Genomic DNA, 22,095 nt, shown 5'->3' with positions numbered 1-22,095 from the left:
TTTTTACCGAAAGATGATGTTTTGTATAAATCTACTTTAAAAAAGAAAGTTTATAATGGAACAAAATTTAAGTTTAGAAGAAATTCAAAATTTTGAAGGTAAATACCCGAAGCAATTGTGGTATTTGTTTTTAGTTGAAATGTGGGAGCGTTTTTGTTTCTACGGAATGCGTGGGGTTTTGGCATTTTTCATGGTAGATCAATTGGGTTTACTTGAAGGAAAAGCGAATCTTCAATACGGTGCAATTCAGGCATTTGTTTATGCGTTTACTTTTATTGGTGGAATTTTTGCTGATAAAATACTTGGATTTAAAAAGTCATTACTTTTCGGAGGAATTGTAATGATTTTAGGAAACTTGCTTATCGCCGCATCTCCACATGATTTCTTTTATTATGGAATTACGCTTTCAATTATAGGAACTGGATTTTTTAAACCAAACGTTTCTTCCATGGTAGGTGAATTGTACCATGAAAACGACGGAAGAAGAGATGCTGGTTACGGATTGTTTTATGCCGGAATTAATATTGGAGGAATGCTTGGTGGTGCGATTCCGATTTATTTAGGAAAAAATTATTCATGGAGTTTGTGTTTTCTTTCTTCAGCGATTGTAATGATTATCGGAGTGGTGACCTTTCTTTTAACTAAAAAATATTTAGCGCCAATAGGAAATTCGCCTTTGGAAAATGAAACACCATCAAAAAGAAAATCTTATGAAATTGCGGTTTATGTAGGATCATTGTTAGTTATTCCTCTTATATACATAATGGTGATCAATTCTGATTATACAGACTATTTTATGTACACAATCGGAACTATTGCTATTGGTTATTTCTTATATGAATTATTGAGAATTAAAGACAGAAATCAGCAATACAAGTTACTGGCGGCATTTATATTTATTTTTGGATATTTTATGTTTATGGCTATTTCTGAGCAATCAGGAGGATCACTTTCTTTGTTTGCAAAAGATAATTTAACAAACAAATTATTGTTTTTCAACATTGATCCAAATGTGGTTAACAATAGTATAAATTCAATGTACGTTATTATTTTTAGTCCACTTGTTGGTTTACTTTGGATATTTATGTACAAAAGAAAAATTGAACCAAATACGGTAATTAAATTTGGACTTTCATTTGTTTTATTAGCAGCTGGATTTTTCATTTTTTATAGTGCAAGATTTTTTGTTAATCCGGAAGGATTGAGTTCATTAAATGTTTTTGCATTAGGATATTTAGTTTACACACTTGGGGAATTATGTATTGGACCAATTGGTATGTCGGTAATTACAAAACTTTCGCCTAAACGTCTTTTTGGAATGATGATGGGGCTTTGGTTTTTGTCTAGTGCTTTTGGACAATTAGCTGCAGGAAAACTAGGATCTGAAATGTCAAATGCTAATACAGGTACAACTTTGATGTCAAAGCTTATTGCTTATACTGATGGGTATTATGATTTGGCTGTTTATTCTCTTGTTGCAGGTGTAGTTTTAATTATTACGACTCCTTTGATTAAAAAATTAATGCAGGAAGTTAAATAGATCAATTTTGTGACTCTTTTTTATTTAAATTTGTGGTAAATAAAAACAGTATGAAAAGAATATTTCTAGTAGCGTTATTTTTTGTTGGAGCTCTTGTAACACAGGCTCAGGACAAAGAACTGAAATGGTATACAGATGTAAGGGAAGCTATTACGGTGAGTAATAATGTGCATAAACCATTACTGATGTTTTTTACCGGAAGTGACTGGTGTGGATGGTGTATTCGTTTACAAAATGAAGTTTTGAAAACACCTGAATTTAAAAAATGGGCTACTGATAATGTTATTTTAGTTGAATTGGATTATCCAAGAAGAACAGCGCAGTCCCCGGAATTGAAAAATCAGAATAACGAATTGCAGCAAGCTTTCGGAATTCAGGGTTTTCCAACGGTTTATTTTACAAGTGCAGAATCTAAAGACGGAAAAGTTAATTTTAAAGGCCTTGGTCAGACTGGTTATGTTGCAGGCGGACCAACAGCTTGGCTAACAGTTGCGGACGGAATTATCAATCCTCCAAAGAAGTCTTAAGAATAAAATATAAAATTAAAAAAGCTCCTTGCGCATATTGTGCAAGGAGCTTTTTTTTATGCTTTAGTAAGAAAAAGTTTTCTTTAATTTGGGTAAATTATGTATTTGATATTTTAATGTTTGAAAAAAAACATATTATGTATTTTTTGTATTAATAAAAATTGGATAATTAAAATATAATGTTAATTTCGTCTTGCTATTCTAACCAAAACCAATATAGTATGACTAAAAAATTACTTATCCTACTGTTCTTTTTTGGTTCATTTTTTATGAAGGCACAGAATTTAGTTTGGAGAACAAACATGACTGATGCAATTGCAATAAGCAATGAACAAAGAAGACCAATGTTAATTTTATTCACTGCCTCAGGTGTACCAGAAAATCTTCAGAATGAAATATTTAAAACCCCGGATTTTGCCGTGTGGTCACGTGATAATGTTATTCTGGTAAAACTGGATTTATCTGATAGCTCTGCTTCAGACAGTGATAAAGAACAAAACATCAAACTTAAAAATGCCTTTGGAGTTGAAGAACTTCCGGAAGTTTGTTTTGCTAGTGCTTCCATCAGAAAAAGCAAAACGACTTTTAGTGCTTTAGGAAAATTATCCTATAAGCCAGGAGGAGCAAAGGCGTGGATTGCAGAATCAAATGCAATTTTGCATCCAAGTGAATGAAAACTGTTGAATTAGATTATATTAATTTAATTTGTAGAATCCCTTTTCGGCTGTGGCATGAAAAGGGATATTTTTTTTGATGCAGGTTGCTTTCCAAGTTTTCTGAATTTTATATGAATTTGATGCATCGGCAATTACAATTTTTGGATGTATTTCTTTCAGTACGCGTTCTAAGTTTACTTTTGGATTTTGAATTAAGAGTAAAATATCCGGCTGAATTTTAGAGTTGTAAATTCCGCTACTATCAATTATGAAAACCTTTTTGCCTTTATAAAAAAGTAGGTTACGCATTTTATTTGCCGCTTCTAGTTGCCCATAATTTCCAACTATATAATTGTTTAAAGTATAGTCTTTTGATCCGTTCAGGATAAGCGTATCAGTAGAAAAGATTCTAATTTTTTTGCCTGCCTTTTCGCTGATAAGTGTTTTTCCTTTTGTATTGTAGACAATTAGTTCTTGCTGGTTTTCTATTTCTTTCTTAGTGACGATAAAAGAAAATTGCATTAAAATTATTGTTATTAAGACAAAGGTAAGTTTGTTGAAGTTTGGTTTTAGAAACCAGATTATTGTTGAGAAGATGAAGAAGTAAAATGTTACGAGATAATAAAAATTAAAACTGATGTCAAGTATAACAAAGGATTCAAAAGAAGCTACCCAATGGATGATTTCGTTTAAGAAATAAATGCTTTTTTCAAAAATAAAAACTAAAAAATCTGGAGGCGAAGTAAAAACGGCAAAAATCATAACGATAATTCCGGCTATCATTATGAATGATAAAACGGGTATTATGGCAATATTAGTCACAAAGAAAAGTCCTGGAAACTGATGAAAATAATACAAACATAAGGGGAATGCGCCAATTTGTGCCGCAAAAGAAACAGTTAGTGCATCCCAAATATAAACGAGAAACTTGCTTTTTGGAGACCAGATCTTTTTTAATAAAGGTTGCAGCCAGATAATAAAAAATAAGGCGATATAACTTAATTGAAATCCAACATCAAACAGGAAGTAAGGTTCGAATAACAATATTAGAAATAGAGAAACAAGTAAAGTGTGATAAATGTTTCCGCTTCTTCTAAGATGATTTCCTGTAGCGACAAACGAAAACATTACAACAGAACGCAATACAGATGGAGACAAGCCTGAAATAACGGCAAAGGCTCCTAATGAGATCAAAACACTAAAGAGTTTTATAAAAGATCCTTTCCGGGTGTTTGGAATTGGTTTTAAAATAAAATTAATAAACAGCATTATAAAACCAACATGCAAACCCGATACAGATAAAATATGCGTTGCGCCTGAATATTGATAATCCTGAATAATTTCTGGCAAGATTTCCTGTTGCTGTCCCAGAATTAGGGCAAGTGCAACATTCATTTCGGCAGCATTAAAATGTGCTTTTTGCAGGTTTCTGATAATACGTCTATGTAGACATCCGGAATAGTACCAAATATCTTTTTTCAGTTTTTTATTAATGCTTATTTCTGATTTATTTACAAATATCTGGGCAAATATTTGTCTGTCGGCTAAGTATTTACTGTAATTAAATTGGTTTGGGTTTTTATTTGAGGGATTGTGCTGCAAAGTTGTTTTTGTCTTAATAATGTTTCCAATTATAATTGGTTTTAAACTGTCTTTAGCAATGTTTACAATAATCTTTCCATGATATTTTTCATTGTTAATTTGGCTTATTAATGCAGTATACCGATCGTTATACGAATTGCTTTTTAGTTTTTCGCGTATCGTAAATGTGATATATTGAGGAGCTTTGAAAGCTTTGCTACAATGTACATAATTAGATTTTTGAAGCGAATCGGTGTGAAATAATAATGCTAATACACCCAGAAAAAAAGAGGTGTAATAAGTACTAACTCCAAAAAATGGAATTATTTTATTATGTTTTTTTGCTAGAAAACAGCAAATTGAAAAAAGAATTGCTCCTAATGAAAAAGCAACTAATGAAGGAAAAAGTGATGGCGTTACATAATAAGCCATTATTATGCCTGCAAGAAACCAAATTGTAATTTTAGCCAAAGGAAAATCTAATACTTTCATGTTCTAAAAGTATTAAAATTTTGTAAGAAAAAAGAATCAAAAATGTTTATTCGATAATTCTGTTAATCTGCGCAAATGAGTTTTGATAATAAGGTTCTTTGGTAGAGGAGATAATGACACCTTTTGAAGTAGATGAATGCACAAATTTGATTTCATTTGAACTTACTTCTGTAATAAGTCCGACATGATTAATTTGCTTGCTTTTGTTGGTTTTAAAAAATATCAAATCTCCTTTTTGAGCGTCCTTCGTCGGAATTACAACTCCAATTTTCGCTTGTTCAAATGAACTTCGGGGTAATTTTATATTTTCTGATTCAAAAGTGGTATAGACTAATCCTGAACAATCGTAACCGCTTTTTGTTGTACCGCCAGCTTTATAACGAACACCGATATTATCGGTTGCTGTTTCAATTAAATGATTGACAACATATTTGTTTTCCCGTTTAGATTCCTTCTTGTTTGTTACAGCCGAAGTCGACTTGCAAGAAGCAAAAAAGAGGATAAAAAACAGTAAAGCGATTATTCTTTTCAAAATCAAAAAATTAAGCTTGTTTTAAATCGTCTACAATAAGTTTTGCTGTCTTTTTGCTGGCGCCAACTCCGCCCAGTTTTTGTTCCAGAATATCGTAATTCTTCAATAGTTTTTCGCGATAAGCCGGCTCTAATAATTTTTGAAGTTCTTCTTTAATGCGTTTTGTGTTGCAATCATTTTGAATCAGTTCCGTTACAACTTCCTGATCCATAATTAAATTAACAAGTGAAATGTATTTAAGCGTAATAATGCGTTTTGCAATTTGGTATGAAATTGAACTTCCTTTATAGCAAACTACTTCGGGAACTTTAAAAAGTGCCGTTTCTAAAGTTGCAGTTCCTGAAGTTACCAAAGCTGCGGTTGAAGAACGCAATAAATCATAGGTTTTATTGGAAACAAATGCGATATTTTGGTTTTTTATAAACTGCTGATAGAATTCATAATCCTGACTTGGCGCACCTGCGATTACAAATTCGTAATCCTGAAAATCATCAACAACGCTAAGCATTACACTTAACATTTTTATTATTTCCTGTTTACGGCTTCCAGGTAAAAGTGCAATAATTGGTTTATCTCCCAATTTATTTTCTTCTCTAAAAACAGCTTCGTTAAAAGGAGGCTGATTCTGAATGGCATCAATTAAAGGGTGTCCAACAAAATCTACAGGAAAACCATGTTTGTCTTCGTAGAAACCTTTTTCAAAAGGAAGAATAACAAACATTTTATCTACATCATGTTTTATAGCATTGATTCTGTTTTCTTTCCAGGCCCAAATTTGTGGAGAAATATAATAATGAGTCTTATAGTTTAATTCTTTAGCCCACTTCGCAATACGCATATTGAAGCCGGGATAATCAATAAAAATTAAAACATCGGGTTTGAATTCAGAAATATCTTTTTTGCAAATTTTAATGTTATTCAAAATGGTTTTTAAGTTGAAAAGAACTTCAACAAATCCCATAAAAGCCAATTCACGATAGTGTTTTACCAACGTTCCGCCAGCTTTCTGCATTAAATCACCACCCCAAAATCGAATCTCAGCCTGAGGATCTTCTTCGTATAAAGCTTTCATTAAATTAGAACCATGCAAATCTCCGGAAGCTTCTCCAGCTATGATGTAATATTTCATATTGATTTTTTTGAAAGTGTGTTACAATTATGGAACACGATATTTTTTTTGCAGAACAAAGATAAGATTTAAATAAATAAAGTCGAAATCGCGAGAACGATCACAGCAAAAACAACTCCTCTTGCCATTATTTCTTTGTTTCTTTTCAGCAGAAACAAAAACAGAATTAAATCCAAAACAGTTCCCAGTGTAATGACTTTACCCAGATACCCATATTGTTTTATGGTTTGAATTCCATTTGAAAGGTCAAACGAAGTAAATAGTTTAATAAAAAGATAACTCCCGATAAGAGAAGTGATAATTCCGATTATAAAACCAATAAGCAGGTCTAATTTATTCATTTAATTTCCAGGTATTAAGTTGCTGCATTGAATGATGAGCGGTTAAATCAAATTGAACAGGAACAACAGAAATATATCCATTTTCCAAAGCCCATTCGTCTGTGTCTTCGCCTTTGTCTTCATTTGTGAATTTTCCGGTAAGCCAGTAATAGTCTTTCCCGAAAGGAGTTTGTCTTTTGTCAAATTTTTGAGCATAGTAAGCTTTCGCCTGACGACAAATTTTTATTCCTTTTATTTCGTTTTCTTTCAGTTTCGGAAAATTTACATTTAGAACGACACCAGCAGGTAATTTATTGGCAAGAGTTTCTAAAGTAATTTTTTTGACGAAAGATTTTACAGGTTCAAAATCGGCATTCCAGTCAAAATCTAACAAAGAGAAACCAATTGCCTGAATTCCTTCTATTCCGGCTTCAACAGCTGCACTCATTGTTCCTGAATAAATTACATTAATTGAAGAATTTGAACCATGATTTATTCCTGAAACACAAAGGTCTGGTTTGCGTTTTAAAATCTCGTTTACTGCCAGTTTTACACAATCAACAGGAGTTCCGGAACAACTGTATTCGGTAATAGTGTCATCTTCTTTTGAGATTTTATCAAGAAATAAAGTGTTATTTATGGTTATGGCATGCCCCATGGCACTTTGAGGTTTGTCCGGAGCGACAACGACAACTTCACCAATAGTCTCCATTACACTTATTAAAGCTCTGATTCCCGGTGCCAGAATTCCGTCGTCATTTGTTACTAATATTAGTGGTTTTTCATCTTTCATGTTGTCAGTTCTGTTTTTTTATTGTCAAAATTAAGCCTTGTTTTGGCAAATGTAGTGACAGATTTTGGTAGAATACTAACAAATAAATAAAAATTGTAAACTAAATCTTAGAACACTTTTGAGCGCCAAACTATTTTATATCTTTAACAAAAAATTATAGTGAGCTTGGCTTTGTTGGCACAGTTTTTACCGTAACTTAGATTAAAAAATTTGATGAATGCTATTATTAAGTTTATGAAAAGAAATTATAAAATACTTATAGCCGTACTATGCTTGTCAGTTACCTTGTTTGCATTTAAGATAAATGCAGATAAGTCTCAAGATCCGGATCCAAACAGAGATAAAACACTTTTAGAATTACTTGCGTTTGTTATTGAAAAAGGACATTATCATCCTGCTGAAATAAATGATGAGTTTTCTAAAGGAATTTTTAAAGATTATGTAGATGCGCTTGATCCATCCAAGCGATTTTTTCTACAGTCTGATATTGATGAATTCAAGCAGTATGAATTACAGCTTGATGATCAGTTTTTAAACAAAGACTTAACGTTTTTTAATCTTACTTATACCAGATTGATGAAACGTATGGAAGAAAGTAAAAAGCGCTATAAAACGATTTTAGCTCAGCCATTCAACTATACAGTTGATGAGACTTTTAATGCTGATTACGATAAACTTCCGTATGCTAAAAATGCAGTTGAGATCAACGAAAGATGGAGAAAACAAATCAAATTGTCTACTCTTTCTTCATTGGTTACAAAACAAAAATTAGAAGAAGATAAAAAGAAAACAGATCCTGCATACAAGGAAAAATCTTTTGAAACATTAGAGAAAGAAACACGCGAAAGTTCTTTAAAATCTTTAGATGACAACTTTAGTCTGATAAAAGATTTGAATAAAGAAGATTGGTTTTCTGTTTATGTTAACTCAATCATGACTCGTTTTGATCCGCACACAAGTTATTTTGCTCCGGAAGAAAAAGATCGTTTTGATGTTAATATTAGTGGTAAACTGGAAGGTATTGGTGCAAGATTGACTAAGAAAAATGATTTTACTCAAATTGATGAATTAATCTCAGGCGGACCAGCTTGGAAAGGGAAACAACTTGAGGCAGGTGATTTAATTTTGAAAGTAGCACAAGGAAACGAAGAACCAGTTGATGTGGTTGGAATGCGTCTTGATGATGTTGTGAAAAAAATTAAAGGTCACAAAGGAACAGAAGTAAAACTTACGGTTAAAAAAGTTGACGGAAGTATAAAAGTTATTTCAATTATCCGAGATGTAGTTGAAATTGAAGAAACGTATGCAAAATCAAGCGTTGTTGAAAGAAACGGATTGAAATACGGGGTAATTTATTTACCTAAATTCTATATTGATTTTGAAAATAAAGATGGCCGTGACGCCGGAAAAGATATTGCTCTTGAAGTTGAAAGACTGAAAAAAGAGGATATCAATGGTATCGTACTTGACGTTCGTGATGATGGTGGTGGATCTTTGTCTACAGTTGTTGATATTGCCGGATTATTTATTCAGGAAGGACCAATCGTTCAGGTGAAATCTGCCGGAATGAAAAAAGAGGTTTTATACGATAAAGACAAAAAAATAGAGTGGGACGGACCATTAGTAATTATGGTTAATAGTTTCTCTGCTTCGGCTTCAGAAATTTTGGCCGCTGCAATTCAGGATTACAAACGTGGAGTAATCATTGGTAGTAAACAAACTTATGGGAAAGGAACTGTACAAACCGTATTAGACTTAAATCAGTTTGTTAGAAATGCAAATTATGGTGATCTTGGAGCATTGAAAATTACAGGACAAAAATTTTATAGAATCAACGGAGGTTCAACGCAGTTAGAAGGTGTTCATAGTGATGTGGTGATGCCAGATCGTTATGCATATTTGAAAATGGGTGAGCGAGATATTGATAATGCAATGCCATGGGATAAAATTGATCCGGCTGATTATAGTACGTGGACATCTAATGAAAAATTTGCTCAGGCAATTAATAACAGTAAAAACAGAATTGCAAACAACGATCAGTTTAAATTGATTGAAGATAATGCAAAATGGATCGATGTTAAAAACAAAGAAAATACTTATAGCTTAAATATTAAAAACTTTAAAGCGACTCAGGAACAAGTAGAAAATGAAGGTAAAAAATACAAACCAATTGCTGATTACAAAAACAATTTGGTTTTTAAATCATTGCCTTACGAAGAGCTTGAAATGAGTAATGATGCTACTTTAAAAGAAAAAAGAGAGGCTTGGCATCAGGCATTGTCTAAAGATGTTTATGTAGAAGAAGCATTAAATGTTTTAGATGATTTGCAGACAAAAAGCTATGTAAAAAATACAGTTGCTCCTAAAATGAAAAAGGATAAATTGGTAAAATCTTAATTCGACAAAGAATTAATTTGTTATTAAAACGCTCCATAGATTTAAAATTTATGGAGCGTTTTTTTGTAAGTTTAATAAAAATAAAATAGATGAAGAATTGTATTATTTTAGGTTTGATGGGTTTTGTATTGTTTTCCTGTAAAAAAGAAAATGTAGAAAAAACAGAGGTGAAGGAAGAAAAACAGACTTCTTTTGCTACAGTGCAAAATAATTCAGATTCTTTATATACTGTTGCCTATTTGCCAACTTCAACAACGGGGCAAATCGTAAAGCACAAATATTACACGCTTTCTTATAATGAAAAATTTGAGCAGGCTGAATGGGTTGCTTATGAATTAAAAAAGGAATATTTGAAAAATGCAGATTATAAACGTCCGTATTTTATTGAAGATCCAAAAGTAACGACAGGTTCTGCTGATTGGAGGAATTATAAAAAATCCGGATATGATAAAGGACATTTATGCCCAGCAGGAGATATGGAGTTTAATGAGGATGCTTATAACGACACCTTTTATACCTCAAATATTTCACCACAAAAACATGATTTCAACAGTGGAATCTGGAACAGAATTGAACAAAAAACACGCTACTGGGCTGGAAAATACAATGATATTTATGTTGTTACGGGCGGAATTTTGAAAGATTCTGATAAAAAAATAGGAACAGAAAATGTCTCTGTCCCTCAATATTTTTATAAAATCGTCGTGGCTAAATCTGGAAAAGAACATAAAGCAATTGCTTTTCTGGTTCCAAATGAAGACAGCGATAAATCTATTTATGATTTTGTAGTTCCTATTGAAACGTTAGAAAAAATGACCAAAATAGATTTCTTTCCGAATTTAAAAAATCTGGAAAGCGACAAGAGTTTTTAATTTAAATAGTACGCTGATTATCGACGCTTTAAGCGTTTTGAAAGTAATATATTGTTATAAAAAATAAAGCGTAATTTTTATTTACCTGTTTAAAAGACTAATTTTAAACAAAAAATATCATGGACTACCTTTTTCTCAGAATAAAACAACAATTGATTTTTGTTGTTTTGATGACTACTTTTATTATAAATCAGAGTTACTCCCAAACAACATTAACAAAGCAAAATATAGAAAGTGTTCTTAATAATGCCTTTAATAAATTTAAAGATTTAAAAGAAGGAAAAAATGCTGACTATATTAAAGAACTAGCCAATGTTGATCCCAATCTTTTTGGAATTACGCTCGTTACCACAGACGGAACTGTATATACTAAAGGTGATATAACTTCTATGGTTTCTATACAGAGTATATCGAAAGTGTTTACCATGGCAAAAGTAATTGAAGAACAAGGGCCTCTTGTTTTGCAGGAAAAAATAGGCGTAGATGCGACCGGATTACCTTTTAATTCTATTGTTGCGGTAGAAATGCATAAAGGGGATAAAATCAATCCTCTTGTGAATCCTGGTGCGATCGCGGCAACTAGTCTTGTGCGAGGTAATGATTCTGTTGCAAAATGGAAAGAAATCATGAAAATCCAAAGCGACTTTGCAGGTAGAGAACTTTCTATAAATCGTCCTGTTTATATTAGTGAGGCAGGAGATAATTTACGTAATCAGGCCATTGCGCATTTATTATTGGCTTATGACAGGATGTATTTTGATCCGGTTCAGGCTACGGATATCTACACGAAACAATGTGCATTAAATGTTAATACAAAAGATTTAGCTACAATGGCCGCCACACTTGCAAATGGAGGAGTTAATCCGGTTACTAAGAAAAAAGTTGTAAGTCAGGCTACAGTTATGTACACTTTACCAGTAATGGCAACCGCTGGGCTTTATGATAATTCAGGTATTTGGTTGTTTAATTCAGGTCTTCCTGCAAAGAGTGGTGTTGGTGGAGGAATGTTAGCAGTATGTCCGGGTAAATTTGGAATCGCTGTTATTTCTCCTCCTTTAGATAAATTCGGAAACAGTTTAAAGGCGCAAAAAGTTATTCAATATATTGTTGAAGAGCTTAAGGTAAATCCTTATTGGGTTGAGCCTAAATAATACCACTTAATATTTATTGTTTAATCTAATTTTTTCTGGTATAATGCCGATGTAATATGAAAATAGTACAATGCAATTGGACTATATTGAATATGCAATCGGTATAAAAATAGATGTATTATAAAATGAAAAAGTCCTAAAAATTATTTTAGGACTTTTTGTATTTTATATAGAGCAAAAAAAAATTAAAAACTAGTAAGAGCTTTTAATTCAGCTACAGTTTGAGTAGGGTTTTCGGCTTTAAAAACAAAGCTTCCTGCAACCAAAACATCGGCTCCTGCTTCTACTAATTGCTTAGCATTTTTGCTGGTTACGCCACCGTCAATTTCAATTAAGGTTGAAGCATTTTTGCGTGTAATCAAAGCTTTTAGTTTTGCAACTTTAGCATAAGTATTTTCGATGAAAGACTGACCTCCAAAACCTGGATTAACACTCATAATACAAACTAAGTCGATATCGTTTATAACATCTTCTAATAAGTCAATATTAGTATGCGGATTGATGGCAACTCCGGCTTTCATTCCCTCGGCTTTAATAGCTTGTAAAGTTCTGTGTAAATGTGTGCAGGCTTCGTAATGTACAGTTAGACCATTGGCGCCTAAATCTGCAAAAGTTTTAATGTATCGATCCGGATCAATAATCATTAAATGCACATCGATATATTTTTTGGCATGTTTTGAAATCGCTTCCAAAACGGGCATTCCGAAAGAGATATTCGGAACAAAAACTCCATCCATAATATCAATATGAAACCAGTCTGCCTGACTGTTGTTAATCATTTCGATATCACGCTGTAAATTAGCAAAATCAGCTGCAAGAACAGAAGGAGCAATAAGTGTATTTTTCATTTGTAGTGTGTTGTTTTTCTTTACAAAGATAATTTTTTTAACCGCATGTTTTTTGAACCATAAAGAGATTAAGAAAATTAAGTTTTAAATCTTAATTCGCTTGTTTGATGAGATCATTAAGCTTTTCTTTATGAAACTTAATGTCTTAATGGTTTAGTAAATAAATAAAAAACTCCGGTAATCAGCCGGAGTTTCAATCATCAATCAAAAAACGAACAGTCAATCAAACTGTTGTTTGTGGTAAAATTCCAATTTAAAAATATCCAAATTTCAATTATAAGTTGGAATTTGGGATTTCAAATATTGAAATTTGTATTGTTTATCCTAAGTAAGTTTTAAGGATTTTACTTCTTGAAGTATGTTTCAATCTACGGATTGCTTTTTCTTTAATCTGACGTACACGCTCACGAGTTAAATCGAAAGTTTCTCCAATTTCTTCTAATGTCATTGGGTGTTGATCGCCAAGACCAAAATACAAACGAACAACATCTGCCTCTCTTGGAGTTAATGTTTCTAAAGAACGCTCGATTTCAGTACGTAAAGATTCGTGAATTAATTCTCTGTCAGGGTTTGGAGATTCTCCAGAACGTAAAACGTCATAAAGGTTAGAATCTTCTCCCTCAACAAGAGGTGCATCCATTGATAAGTGACGACCAGAGTTTTTCATAGACTCTTTTACGTCATTTACAGTCATGTCTAGTTCTTTTGCAATTTCTTCAGCAGAAGGCGGACGCTCATTAGATTGCTCTAATAATGCATACATTTTGTTGATTTTATTGATAGAACCAATTTTGTTCAAAGGTAAACGAACGATACGGGATTGTTCTGCTAATGCCTGAAGGATCGATTGACGAATCCACCAAACTGCGTAAGAGATAAATTTGAAACCACGGGTTTCATCAAAACGTTGTGCAGCTTTAATTAAACCTAAGTTTCCTTCGTTAATTAAGTCAGGAAGAGTTAATCCTTGATTTTGATATTGTTTAGCAACCGATACAACGAAACGTAGGTTGGCTTTTGTTAATTTTTCTAATGCTCTTTGATCACCTGCTTTTATTCTTTGTGCTAATTCTACCTCTTCATCAGCGGTAATTAGGTCAACTTTTCCGATTTCTTGTAGATATTTATCTAACGATGCAGTTTCACGATTAGTTACCTGCTTGGTGATTTTAAGTTGTCTCATGTTTTTGTCTCCTCAATTTTTAAGTGTACAAATAGTTATACGTATGAAGTATCAAAAAAGTTACAATTAAATAAAAATATTTTAATCTTTTATGATTTTACTATTTTTAAAAGGTTATTTGCTCTGATTATTAAATACATAAAAAAATCGGAAGAGTAAAATACTTTCCGATTTAATTAAAAACTATTGTAAAAAAAAATTATGTGCTACAGAAGCCTCTATTTTACGGTAATGTTTTTTGAAACATAAACCGGTTTTCCTTCTTCTGTAAAACCTTCAAGAACAACTTCAAAATTTCCTTTTAAATCAGAAGTATAAAAAGAGATGTTGTCTTCTTTTTGATCTAATTTTAAATTGGGTTTCCAAAGCAATTGATATCTGTAATCCGGAATTCTTTTTAAAGTATTTCCGGAATTATAATCGGGATTGTAGTAAACTTTCTCAGGATTTGGCCTTTGAATATCAGTTGTTTTTAAATACTTTTTAACGTAATTAGTAGCAAAATCACTGTTTTTGGTTTCAAAACTAATAAGTCCGCCATATAAATCAGGTCCGTAAACATAAGGTTCTGTAATAAGACTGACTTTATCAACATTACCCATATTGTATTCAAAAAGATCACTTGGGTCCTGAATTTGAAGTCCATCGACAATCACTAAAGGTGGTCCATAAGATTCCAGATCTTTATGATCATTTCTAACTCTCAATTGGTATTTACCATTGTTTTTTCGGTAATATAACTCAACTATTACTTCGACTACATTTTCTTTTAAAGTCGGAAAACGGGTGTAATCATCTAGTAAATATGTTTTTTCTATTGTGTTGAAGAAGGGGCTAATAACAGCTTCCTGAACTAAACTGTCTTTTTTAGTTTGATAATAAGCATTTTGAATCTGGCTCGCTGTTGAACGATCTTCGATATCACTTTTGAGGCCCTCAGTTAAATTTAATTTTGATGAAAACTTAAGTTTTGAGGTATCAAAGGTTGGAAACGGATCTAAAACAATGCTATAATCACTAGGATTTGGATCAATAATTTGCATAATTGCACTTGAAAAATTTGGAAAATGATCCAGCAAAAATGCAAATTTCCCCTCTGAATTTGTTTTAACTATTTTCAGTACATATTCTTTTCCGGGTAATGAAAGTGAAATAGATTTATTACTTATTGCATTATTGGTTTTTGATACAATTGAACCCGTAATTAATTCAGCTCTTAATTCTGGAATATAAACATAAGAAGTAATAGTATTGTTCTCATAGCTGCCAGCTGTTTTTGCTATAAATTCTTGTGGTGTGGTTTGTTTTATTGTTGGAATTTGATCTGTTTTTCGCACTGAAACAGAGTAACTCCCTTTTTCGATCGTTTCAGTTAATGATTTGATTTTTAAAGTTGCTTTCTCTCTCGTATAATAGCTTTCTTTATCAAACTCAAAGTCAATTCTTTTTTCATTATCAGCATAAGAATTAGTTTGCACTTGCGATGATGAAATGTTGTTTTTTTGAGTACTGTCAAAAGTCACGTTTTCATTTGGTTCCTGCGTCTGAAAAGGATTTATTATAAAAACATCAATTTCGAAAGTTTGTGATTTAGGATTGTTTAGCATCCATTTGGTGTAGGCTATTAATTTATAATTACCAGTTTTTAAAGTAGTAGGAATAAAATAGTCACCAGCTCCAATTCCTTTTTCCAGATAGACTTTGTTTTTTTGAAGCGAATTTTTCTCATTATCCACAAGCTCAATATAAGCTATTTTACTTATTTGACTAGGCTTGTTGTTAAGAGGATTTAAACAATATAGTTTATAAAATAATGTTTCACCCGTAAGAAAAGTTGAAGTATTAGCGTGAAGAAAAATAGTTTCCTGTGTTGATGTTTTTAAATTATCAGTAACACGAGGCTGAGCAAAACTAAAAGCGCTTACTAAAATAGCAACTAAAATTACAGAACGTTTTATTAGATCCAAAATTAAGGTTTGTTTGTATGTTGAAAATTGTTTCATATGTGCTAAAAAAATTAATCTACCCAAAATGGAGGAACGATATTAGATGAAAAAGTAGTACAATCTCCACAAGCAGATTTAACCATATCATAAACGATTTCGGAATCCCATGAAAAAAGCACTTGTGATTTTGTACGAATTATTGAGCGTAAAGCTGCTCCTCGACATGGAGGCTCTGGGAGGTCACAGTTGTAATATGCCTCTGGCTCACAATCACTTTCGTAATAGGGAGGAAGAGGTTCGTTTGGAAACAAATCAGAATAATTGAAATAAATTCGTTCTGATGAAACAGAAGAAACTTCAAAAAAGCCAATTACTTTTTCGGATGGATTTTCTACAGATTTTATATTTCCGTAAAAAAATCCGGGCTGTTTAGGTGAAAGTACGCTTCCTGAAGATGATAAATCTCTTAATGTTTTATAAAAAGTGTGAGCCGCCAAATTCTGAACATATTGTTTTACAAAAATGCTATAACGATGAGAAATGATATAATTCTGGTCACTAATAAATCGTACAGGAAAGTGTACACGATCTTCACTAAGGCCACCGGTGTTGTTTAAAATTATATCTTCAGAATTTTTAGTAGAAAAACAGGTTTTGGTTTCAGTAGTTCTGCGTGTTACGACAATTCCTTCTGAGGCTGCCTGGCCAGGAAAATCATTAATAGGATCGGGTGGTATTGCCGGATTGAACACAACATCAGCTTTAAAAGTATACCATCTTGGTGCTATTATTTTGTATGTTTCGGCATATTCATATCTGTAATATTTTGAGGTATTAGTTGGGTCATAGCTGTTTACATTGATTTGAACACCTCTTTCTCCCTTGACAGTTTCAACAGTTGCAGTTACGTTGTCGATTTTAGTTTCGGTGGTTAAAGTTTGTTCATCAGAAGTATAATTTTTGCCGTCTTTTGTTTTTATTTTTAACTGATACTTTCTACCAGGTTGAGCTCGAAATTGTACGAGAGAAACATACATAGTATCTCTTTGTTCAAATTGATACTCATTTCCCTGATCATCAGTAACAAAAATATTGGCACCTGTTTCAAATTTTGGTCCTGTTTCATCAAGCTGATATACTTGAGAAAGTTTTATAGTCTGATTTTTTGTTTCATTTGTAATGGTACCTTCAACGACAAGAGCACTCTCAAAATTACTGTTTTTAAAAGCATATTGTTCCGTACAACTTGTAAAAGCTATAATGAAGAGAAGAAAAAAAGATATTTTAAGTATAAAATATTTCATAAGTTTTAAAGAATTAATCTATCCAAAATGGAGGAACTATATTAGATGAAAATGTAGTGCAGTCCCCGCAGGCAGGTTTCACCATAAAATAAGTGCTGGCACTCGATGAAAAGTGTACAAGGGAATTGGAACGTATAGAAGAACGTAACGGAATTCCGCTACAAGGAGGATCTCCCTCACAATCTAAATACTCTCGTTGTTCACAATCGCTTTCATAATAGGGAGGAAGAGGCATATTAGGAAACAAGTCTTTGTAGTTAAAGTAAATTCTATCTGAAGAAACCGAAGAAACTTCAAAGAAACCAATAACTTTTTCAGAAGGATTTTCTACAGATTTTATATTTCCGTAAAAGAATCCTGGTTGTTTAGGAGACAATACGCTTCCGGAAGTTGATAAATCTCTTAATGTTTTGTAGAAGGTGTAAGCCGCTAAATTCTGAACATATTGCTTTACGAAAATAGTATAACGATGTGACATAATATAATTCTGATCGCTGATAAAACGAACAGGATAATGAACGCGATCATCACTGTTTCCGCTTGTGTTGGTTAACAAGATCTTATCAGAGTTTTTGGTTGAAAAGCAAGTTTGAGTTTCTGTTGTTCTTGGAATTACTAAAATACCTTCTCCGCCAGGACTCCCTGGAAAATCATTTTCCGGATCTGGAGGGATTGCGGGAAATGATTGTAAAATTGTTTTTCTGGAGTCCCATTTAGGAGCAATTATTTTATAGGTTTCAGTATACTCATATCGGTAATACTTTGAGGTATTTGTAGGATCGTAACTGTTTACATTTATTTCTACACCTCTTTGTCCTTCAACAGTTTCTACTGTTGCCGTCATGTTTTCTATTTTGGTTTCAGTTGTTAAGGTTTGTTCATCAGAAGTATAATTTTTGCCCTCTTTTGTTTTGATTTTTAGCTGATATTTTCTGCCAGGCTCTGCCTTAAATGCTGTAATAGAAGCATAAAGTGTATCTTTTTCTTCAAATTGATATTCATTTCCTTTATCATCGGTAATATAAACATTAGCACCCTTTTCATATCGTGGTCCTGTTTCTTCCAATTGATAAACCTGAGAAATTCTTATAGTTTGATTTTTAAATTCATTTGTAATTGTACCTTCAACAACAAGCGCACTTTCAAAATCTGTATTTTGAAAAACATACTGCTCCGTGCATCCGCTTACAGCGAAAGCAAGAACGAGAAAAAGGTATATTTTTTTAAGATATTTCATGATTTTTAAAACTTGAAATTGTAAGTAATACTAGGAATCGGAATCGAGAAAATAGATGTTTTATAGGCTTTAATTTGCCCCTGATCTGTTACGAAAAATACAGAATACGGATTGTTTCTGCCTAAAACATTGTAAACCGAGATGTTCCAAAAACTATGTGCTAACTTTTTAATTTTATGATTTCCTTCAATATTAAAACCAAGATCTAACCTGAAATAATCCGGAATTCTAAATTTATTACGATCACTATAAACAGTGTATTGCGCATTTCCATAATCATAAGTTCCGATTGGATATGTAATCGGGCGACCCGTTTGATATATAAAATTACTTGAAAAACTGTAACGTTTTGTAATTCTGTAATTTAAAACCGCGCTGAAGTCATGAGGCTTGTCAAAATTTGATGCAAAGTATTTACCGTCATTTACTTTTTCTTCATTAAACTGGCTGTTAAGTTTAATTAAAGATCTTGAGTACGTATAGCCTAACCATCCGTTAAGACGACCTTCAGATTTTTTCAAAAGAACTTCGACACCATAAGCTTTTCCCTGACCTTGTAAAAGTTCAGTTTCAATATTTTCATTTAATAATAAACTGGCACCAACTTTATAATCTAAAATATTATTTGATTTTTTATAATATCCTTCCAGACTTAATTCTAATTCATCATTTTTTAAATTCTTATAAAAACCAAGTGAAAATTGTTGCGCATCTTCTGGTTTAACATTTAAATCTGAAAGTTTCCAGATATCAGTTGGCGATTGTGTTGTGTTATTAGATAATAAATGAATGTATTGATAGGTTTTATCATAACTTGCTCTCACAGAAAAATCATCCATTATAAAATAACGAGCTGCAATTCTGGGTTCAAAACCGCCATAACTTTTAATTACTTCATTGTTCTTGTAGGTTTTGGTCTCTGTAACGGTTGCATCACTAATTGGAAGATTTGGCTGGTAAAGTCTTTGAGTGGATTCACCTAAAGCAGAAAATCTGGAATAGCGCAAACCAAAATCCAATAAGAATTTATCTGTGATTTTAAAATTATCACCTATATACACAGCAGATTCAAGACCTCGTTCCTTTTCAATTTCAACTGGAATTAACGATGAGTTAGGATTTGTAGGTTTTAAATATCCGGGATTAATTCCATACAATTTGCTTGAAATTCCGTATGATATTTTGTGCTTATCATTATATAAATAAGTCATTTTAAGTGCAGCCTGTGTGTCGTTGATCTTATAGCCAAAATCAAATGAGTTTAAGCCGGTCGATTCATAATCAATATTGAATTTATATTCACTATTGGTTAATATCAACGAACCTTTGTTTTTTTCATTGAATGTATGATTCCATTTTAGTGTGGCTAAACGATTACTGTACTTGTACAAAGAATCAGATGAAACGCTAAATTTATCATGACTATAATATAAGGTAGATTCGATATCGTTGTTGTTATTGATTTTATGATTGTATTTTAAAATTAAATCATAGAATGAAGCCTGACTGTTTTTTAAATCCTCGTCGTCAAGAGTTTTTAATATCCAGTCAGAATAACTCGCTCTTCCTCCAACAACAAGACTCGATTTTCCTTTTACAATTGGAGTAGAAAGCATAAGGTTACTGGTTGCCGGACCAATGCCACCTTCTCCTTCAAATTTGTCATAGCTTCCTGTTTTTGAGGTTATATCAAAAACCGAAGATAATCTGCCTCCAAATTCAGCAGGGATACTTCCTTTATAAATATCAACTTTTTTTGTTGTGTAAGGGTTTAAGGCGGTAAAAAAACCGAAAAAGTGAGAAGGATTATATAAAACAGCCTGATCTAATAAAAATAAATTTTGATCTTCTTTACCACCTCGAACGTTATAACCTGCAGAACCTTCTCCTGCAGTTTTAATACCCGGTAAAGTTAAGGCTACTTTCAAAATGTCACGTTCTCCTAAAACCAGAGGTACATTTTTGATTCCTTCCGCATCTATGGTTGTAACTCCTGTAATGGCTGATTTTGCTGTTTTGCTTTTGTTTGTTTTAATTAAAACTTCATTAAGTTGATTTATGTTATCGGTAACATTAAAATTGAGCGTTCCATCATTGTAAACCATGATTTTCTTGGATACTTTATCGTAAGCAAAACTTTCGGTTTCAACTGTACTTACTCCGGCAGGAACCTGTAATTTGTAATGTCCTTCTTTGTCTGTTACTGCGGTAAATTCAGTTTCAGGAATCTTTACCAAAATATTCGCGATTCCGGTCTTATTTTTTCCTCCCTTTATATATCCGGAAAGGGTATAGGTTTTCTTTTTTTGATTTTTTCCTTCTTTTCCGATGAGGATAATGTCTCGAAGATTTTTGTTCGGATTTCTGGTGTTTGTTCTTTTTAAGGAATCAAATTGTTGGTAAAAAATAGGAGTTAATGGTTCTCCGTTTTCGTCTTTTTCCAATGGAATTCCAAAGTAATCATCAGGAAGCTGATTGTAAATTATACTATTGTTGCTAAGTATGATTTTATTTTCTGAAACAAAAAAATTGATACTCGTGTTCTGGAAAATATCTTCCAGGACTTCAGAAATACGAACTTCTTTAAATTGTTTTGAAATAACGGTGCTATCTGCTTCAAGCCATCTTTCATCAAAATAAAACTTAAAATGAGAGGTTTGCTCGATGCTTTGAATGGCTGTTTTTAGATTTGCATTTTTTAAATCGACAGAAACTTTATCACTTATAACCTGACTATAGATAATTTGTTGAAAGGCGAGTAAAAAAAAGAGTAGAAGAGTAATTTTTTTCATTTATGTCGAACTTTTTTTTAAAAAACTATTGATTTGCTTTGTTAGATTTTCCATGAATTGGGTTTTGTCTGAATGTTCTAACTTTTTGTCAACTTTATAATAATTATTAATTTCTTTTTTGACAGAAGGAAATATCTTTTTTACCTCTTTTTGAGAATCAACCTTATAAAAATAATTGTTGTACTTGATGATGTAATCCGTTTTGTAGATATAGTTGTAGTAGACACCATCGGACTGAAAAACTTTAATTTTTTCTTTGTGATGTTTTATGTATAGCGATACAAGATCTCCAACATAATTTTCCTCGTATATGCCATTTATGATACTAGGAAATTTTAATGCCTCAGATTTTAAATTGACAAATTTTTTGTTTTTAATGCTGAAAAAATTAACCTTGTCTTTTATCAGATTGATTGCAAGGTTATCTGTTTGATCCTTTTGTTTGAAAATCAATTGATCCTGATGAATATCATATTTAAGTAGAACGTTGTCGTAAATTTCATCTTCAAAACCTAAACTTCCAGCGTTAAACTCGTTGATATAGTATCTGTGTTTTTCGGCAATTGGCCTAAAAGGTTCGCTATGCAAAACACCATTGTTTATGTTTAAATTGTCTCTGCCAACATTGTTGTCAAAGAATTCGTAAATTGAAGATTTGTCAGAAGTTTGGGAATATAAATACGAAACGTTTGAGATAGTGCTAAATATTAATAGATATAAAGCCTTCTTTTGATAATTTTTCAAAGGATTCAGTGGTTTTAAGGTTTGTTTTTGGTGGTTTCTCAAAATTATTAA

Annotated in this window: 18 protein-coding genes; 6 read left to right on the top strand and 12 right to left on the bottom strand. The window is 32.2% G+C overall.

Translation table 11 applies throughout. The features are described from left to right. The first annotated feature begins 55 nt into the window (after positions 1–55). From KHA98_RS03000 to KHA98_RS02990, 3 genes are all read left to right on the top strand, one after another. Entirely contained in the window at positions 56–1,540 is a 1,485-nt protein-coding gene (locus tag KHA98_RS03000) for a peptide MFS transporter (RefSeq protein WP_213255110.1), read from the top strand. Positions 1,541–1,590: 50 nt separating this feature from the next. Further along, on the top strand, positions 1,591–2,067 hold the full coding sequence (locus KHA98_RS02995; RefSeq protein WP_213255109.1) for a thioredoxin family protein: 477 nt from the start codon (positions 1,591–1,593) through the stop codon (positions 2,065–2,067). A 221-nt stretch (positions 2,068–2,288) separates the two neighbouring features. Continuing rightward, positions 2,289–2,741, top strand: a complete 453-nt coding sequence (locus KHA98_RS02990) for a thioredoxin family protein (RefSeq protein WP_213255108.1) — start codon at positions 2,289–2,291, stop codon at positions 2,739–2,741. A gap of 21 nt (positions 2,742–2,762) precedes the next feature. On the opposite strand, the gene KHA98_RS02985 is transcribed toward KHA98_RS02990, so the two are convergent. From KHA98_RS02985 to surE, 5 genes are all read right to left on the bottom strand, one after another. Next, positions 2,763–4,796 (bottom strand): ComEC/Rec2 family competence protein, encoded by a 2,034-nt coding sequence (locus tag KHA98_RS02985; protein ID WP_213255107.1) that lies wholly within the window; start codon positions 4,794–4,796, stop codon positions 2,763–2,765. A 46-nt stretch (positions 4,797–4,842) separates the two neighbouring features. Continuing rightward, positions 4,843–5,328 (bottom strand): C40 family peptidase, encoded by a 486-nt coding sequence (locus KHA98_RS02980; RefSeq protein WP_213255106.1) that lies wholly within the window; start codon positions 5,326–5,328, stop codon positions 4,843–4,845. A 10-nt stretch (positions 5,329–5,338) separates the two neighbouring features. Then, positions 5,339–6,457, bottom strand: coding sequence for a lipid-A-disaccharide synthase (gene lpxB, locus KHA98_RS02975; protein ID WP_213255105.1), 1,119 nt, complete (start codon positions 6,455–6,457; stop codon positions 5,339–5,341). 68 nt (positions 6,458–6,525) lie between these two features. Continuing rightward, positions 6,526–6,798 (bottom strand): hypothetical protein, encoded by a 273-nt coding sequence (locus KHA98_RS02970; RefSeq protein ID WP_213255104.1) that lies wholly within the window; start codon positions 6,796–6,798, stop codon positions 6,526–6,528. Continuing rightward, complete coding sequence (gene surE, locus KHA98_RS02965; protein ID WP_213255102.1) at positions 6,791–7,570, bottom strand: 5'/3'-nucleotidase SurE; 780 nt, start codon at positions 7,568–7,570, stop codon at positions 6,791–6,793. Before surE ends, KHA98_RS02970 begins: the two co-directional genes overlap by 8 nt. Positions 7,571–7,783: 213 nt before the next feature. On the opposite strand from surE, the gene KHA98_RS02960 reads away from it, so the two are divergent. The 3 genes from KHA98_RS02960 (at position 7,784) to glsA (ending at position 11,990) form a co-directional block, all read left to right on the top strand. Then, the gene (locus KHA98_RS02960) at positions 7,784–9,967 is read left to right on the top strand and encodes a carboxy terminal-processing peptidase (RefSeq protein ID WP_213255099.1); all 2,184 of its coding nucleotides are present in this window, start codon (positions 7,784–7,786) and stop codon (positions 9,965–9,967) included. Between the two features lie 89 nt (positions 9,968–10,056). Continuing rightward, complete coding sequence (locus KHA98_RS02955) at positions 10,057–10,839, top strand: DNA/RNA non-specific endonuclease (protein WP_213255097.1); 783 nt, start codon at positions 10,057–10,059, stop codon at positions 10,837–10,839. A 119-nt stretch (positions 10,840–10,958) separates the two neighbouring features. Further along, entirely contained in the window at positions 10,959–11,990 is a 1,032-nt protein-coding gene (gene glsA / locus KHA98_RS02950; RefSeq protein WP_213255094.1) for a glutaminase A, read from the top strand. Between the two features lie 185 nt (positions 11,991–12,175). On the opposite strand, the gene rpe is transcribed toward glsA, so the two are convergent. The 7 genes from rpe to KHA98_RS02915 form a co-directional block, all read right to left on the bottom strand. Then, positions 12,176–12,838, bottom strand: coding sequence for a ribulose-phosphate 3-epimerase (rpe, locus tag KHA98_RS02945; RefSeq protein ID WP_213255092.1), 663 nt, complete (start codon positions 12,836–12,838; stop codon positions 12,176–12,178). A gap of 319 nt (positions 12,839–13,157) precedes the next feature. Further along, complete coding sequence (locus tag KHA98_RS02940) at positions 13,158–14,021, bottom strand: sigma-70 family RNA polymerase sigma factor (RefSeq protein WP_007804760.1); 864 nt, start codon at positions 14,019–14,021, stop codon at positions 13,158–13,160. 218 nt (positions 14,022–14,239) lie between these two features. Continuing rightward, complete coding sequence (locus tag KHA98_RS02935; protein WP_213255089.1) at positions 14,240–16,024, bottom strand: hypothetical protein; 1,785 nt, start codon at positions 16,022–16,024, stop codon at positions 14,240–14,242. A gap of 14 nt (positions 16,025–16,038) precedes the next feature. Beyond that, positions 16,039–17,271, bottom strand: a complete 1,233-nt coding sequence (locus tag KHA98_RS02930; protein ID WP_213255087.1) for a DUF4249 domain-containing protein — start codon at positions 17,269–17,271, stop codon at positions 16,039–16,041. A 13-nt stretch (positions 17,272–17,284) separates the two neighbouring features. Then, positions 17,285–18,508 (bottom strand): DUF4249 domain-containing protein, encoded by a 1,224-nt coding sequence (locus KHA98_RS02925; protein WP_213255085.1) that lies wholly within the window; start codon positions 18,506–18,508, stop codon positions 17,285–17,287. Between the two features lie 5 nt (positions 18,509–18,513). Next, entirely contained in the window at positions 18,514–21,300 is a 2,787-nt protein-coding gene (locus KHA98_RS02920) for a TonB-dependent receptor (protein WP_213255083.1), read from the bottom strand. Then, complete coding sequence (locus tag KHA98_RS02915) at positions 21,301–22,044, bottom strand: hypothetical protein (protein ID WP_213255081.1); 744 nt, start codon at positions 22,042–22,044, stop codon at positions 21,301–21,303. It lies immediately after the preceding gene. Positions 22,045–22,095 lie beyond the last annotated feature (51 nt).

Origin of the sequence: Flavobacterium branchiicola, assembly GCF_018383905.1 — a bacterium.
GTDB classification, from domain to species: Bacteria; Bacteroidota; Bacteroidia; order Flavobacteriales; family Flavobacteriaceae; genus Flavobacterium; species Flavobacterium branchiicola.
The sequence above is the reverse complement of the archived record's forward strand: the minus strand, read 5'-3'. Positions and strand labels throughout refer to the sequence as shown.

Coding starts and splice junctions, on each gene's coding strand:
- KHA98_RS03000 (WP_213255110.1), top strand. CDS start 56: ATGGAACAAAATTTAAGTTTAGAAGAAATTCAAAATTTTGAAGGTAAA.
- KHA98_RS02995 (WP_213255109.1), top strand. CDS start 1,591: ATGAAAAGAATATTTCTAGTAGCGTTATTTTTTGTTGGAGCTCTTGTA.
- KHA98_RS02990 (WP_213255108.1), top strand. CDS start 2,289: ATGACTAAAAAATTACTTATCCTACTGTTCTTTTTTGGTTCATTTTTT.
- KHA98_RS02985 (WP_213255107.1), bottom strand. CDS start 4,796: ATGAAAGTATTAGATTTTCCTTTGGCTAAAATTACAATTTGGTTTCTT.
- lpxB (WP_213255105.1), bottom strand. CDS start 6,457: ATGAAATATTACATCATAGCTGGAGAAGCTTCCGGAGATTTGCATGGT.
- KHA98_RS02970 (WP_213255104.1), bottom strand. CDS start 6,798: ATGAATAAATTAGACCTGCTTATTGGTTTTATAATCGGAATTATCACT.
- surE (WP_213255102.1), bottom strand. CDS start 7,570: ATGAAAGATGAAAAACCACTAATATTAGTAACAAATGACGACGGAATT.
- KHA98_RS02960 (WP_213255099.1), top strand. CDS start 7,784: ATGAATGCTATTATTAAGTTTATGAAAAGAAATTATAAAATACTTATA.
- KHA98_RS02955 (WP_213255097.1), top strand. CDS start 10,057: ATGAAGAATTGTATTATTTTAGGTTTGATGGGTTTTGTATTGTTTTCC.
- glsA (WP_213255094.1), top strand. CDS start 10,959: ATGGACTACCTTTTTCTCAGAATAAAACAACAATTGATTTTTGTTGTT.
- rpe (WP_213255092.1), bottom strand. CDS start 12,838: ATGAAAAATACACTTATTGCTCCTTCTGTTCTTGCAGCTGATTTTGCT.
- KHA98_RS02940 (WP_007804760.1), bottom strand. CDS start 14,021: ATGAGACAACTTAAAATCACCAAGCAGGTAACTAATCGTGAAACTGCA.
- KHA98_RS02935 (WP_213255089.1), bottom strand. CDS start 16,024: ATGAAACAATTTTCAACATACAAACAAACCTTAATTTTGGATCTAATA.
- KHA98_RS02930 (WP_213255087.1), bottom strand. CDS start 17,271: ATGAAATATTTTATACTTAAAATATCTTTTTTTCTTCTCTTCATTATA.
- KHA98_RS02925 (WP_213255085.1), bottom strand. CDS start 18,508: ATGAAATATCTTAAAAAAATATACCTTTTTCTCGTTCTTGCTTTCGCT.
- KHA98_RS02920 (WP_213255083.1), bottom strand. CDS start 21,300: ATGAAAAAAATTACTCTTCTACTCTTTTTTTTACTCGCCTTTCAACAA.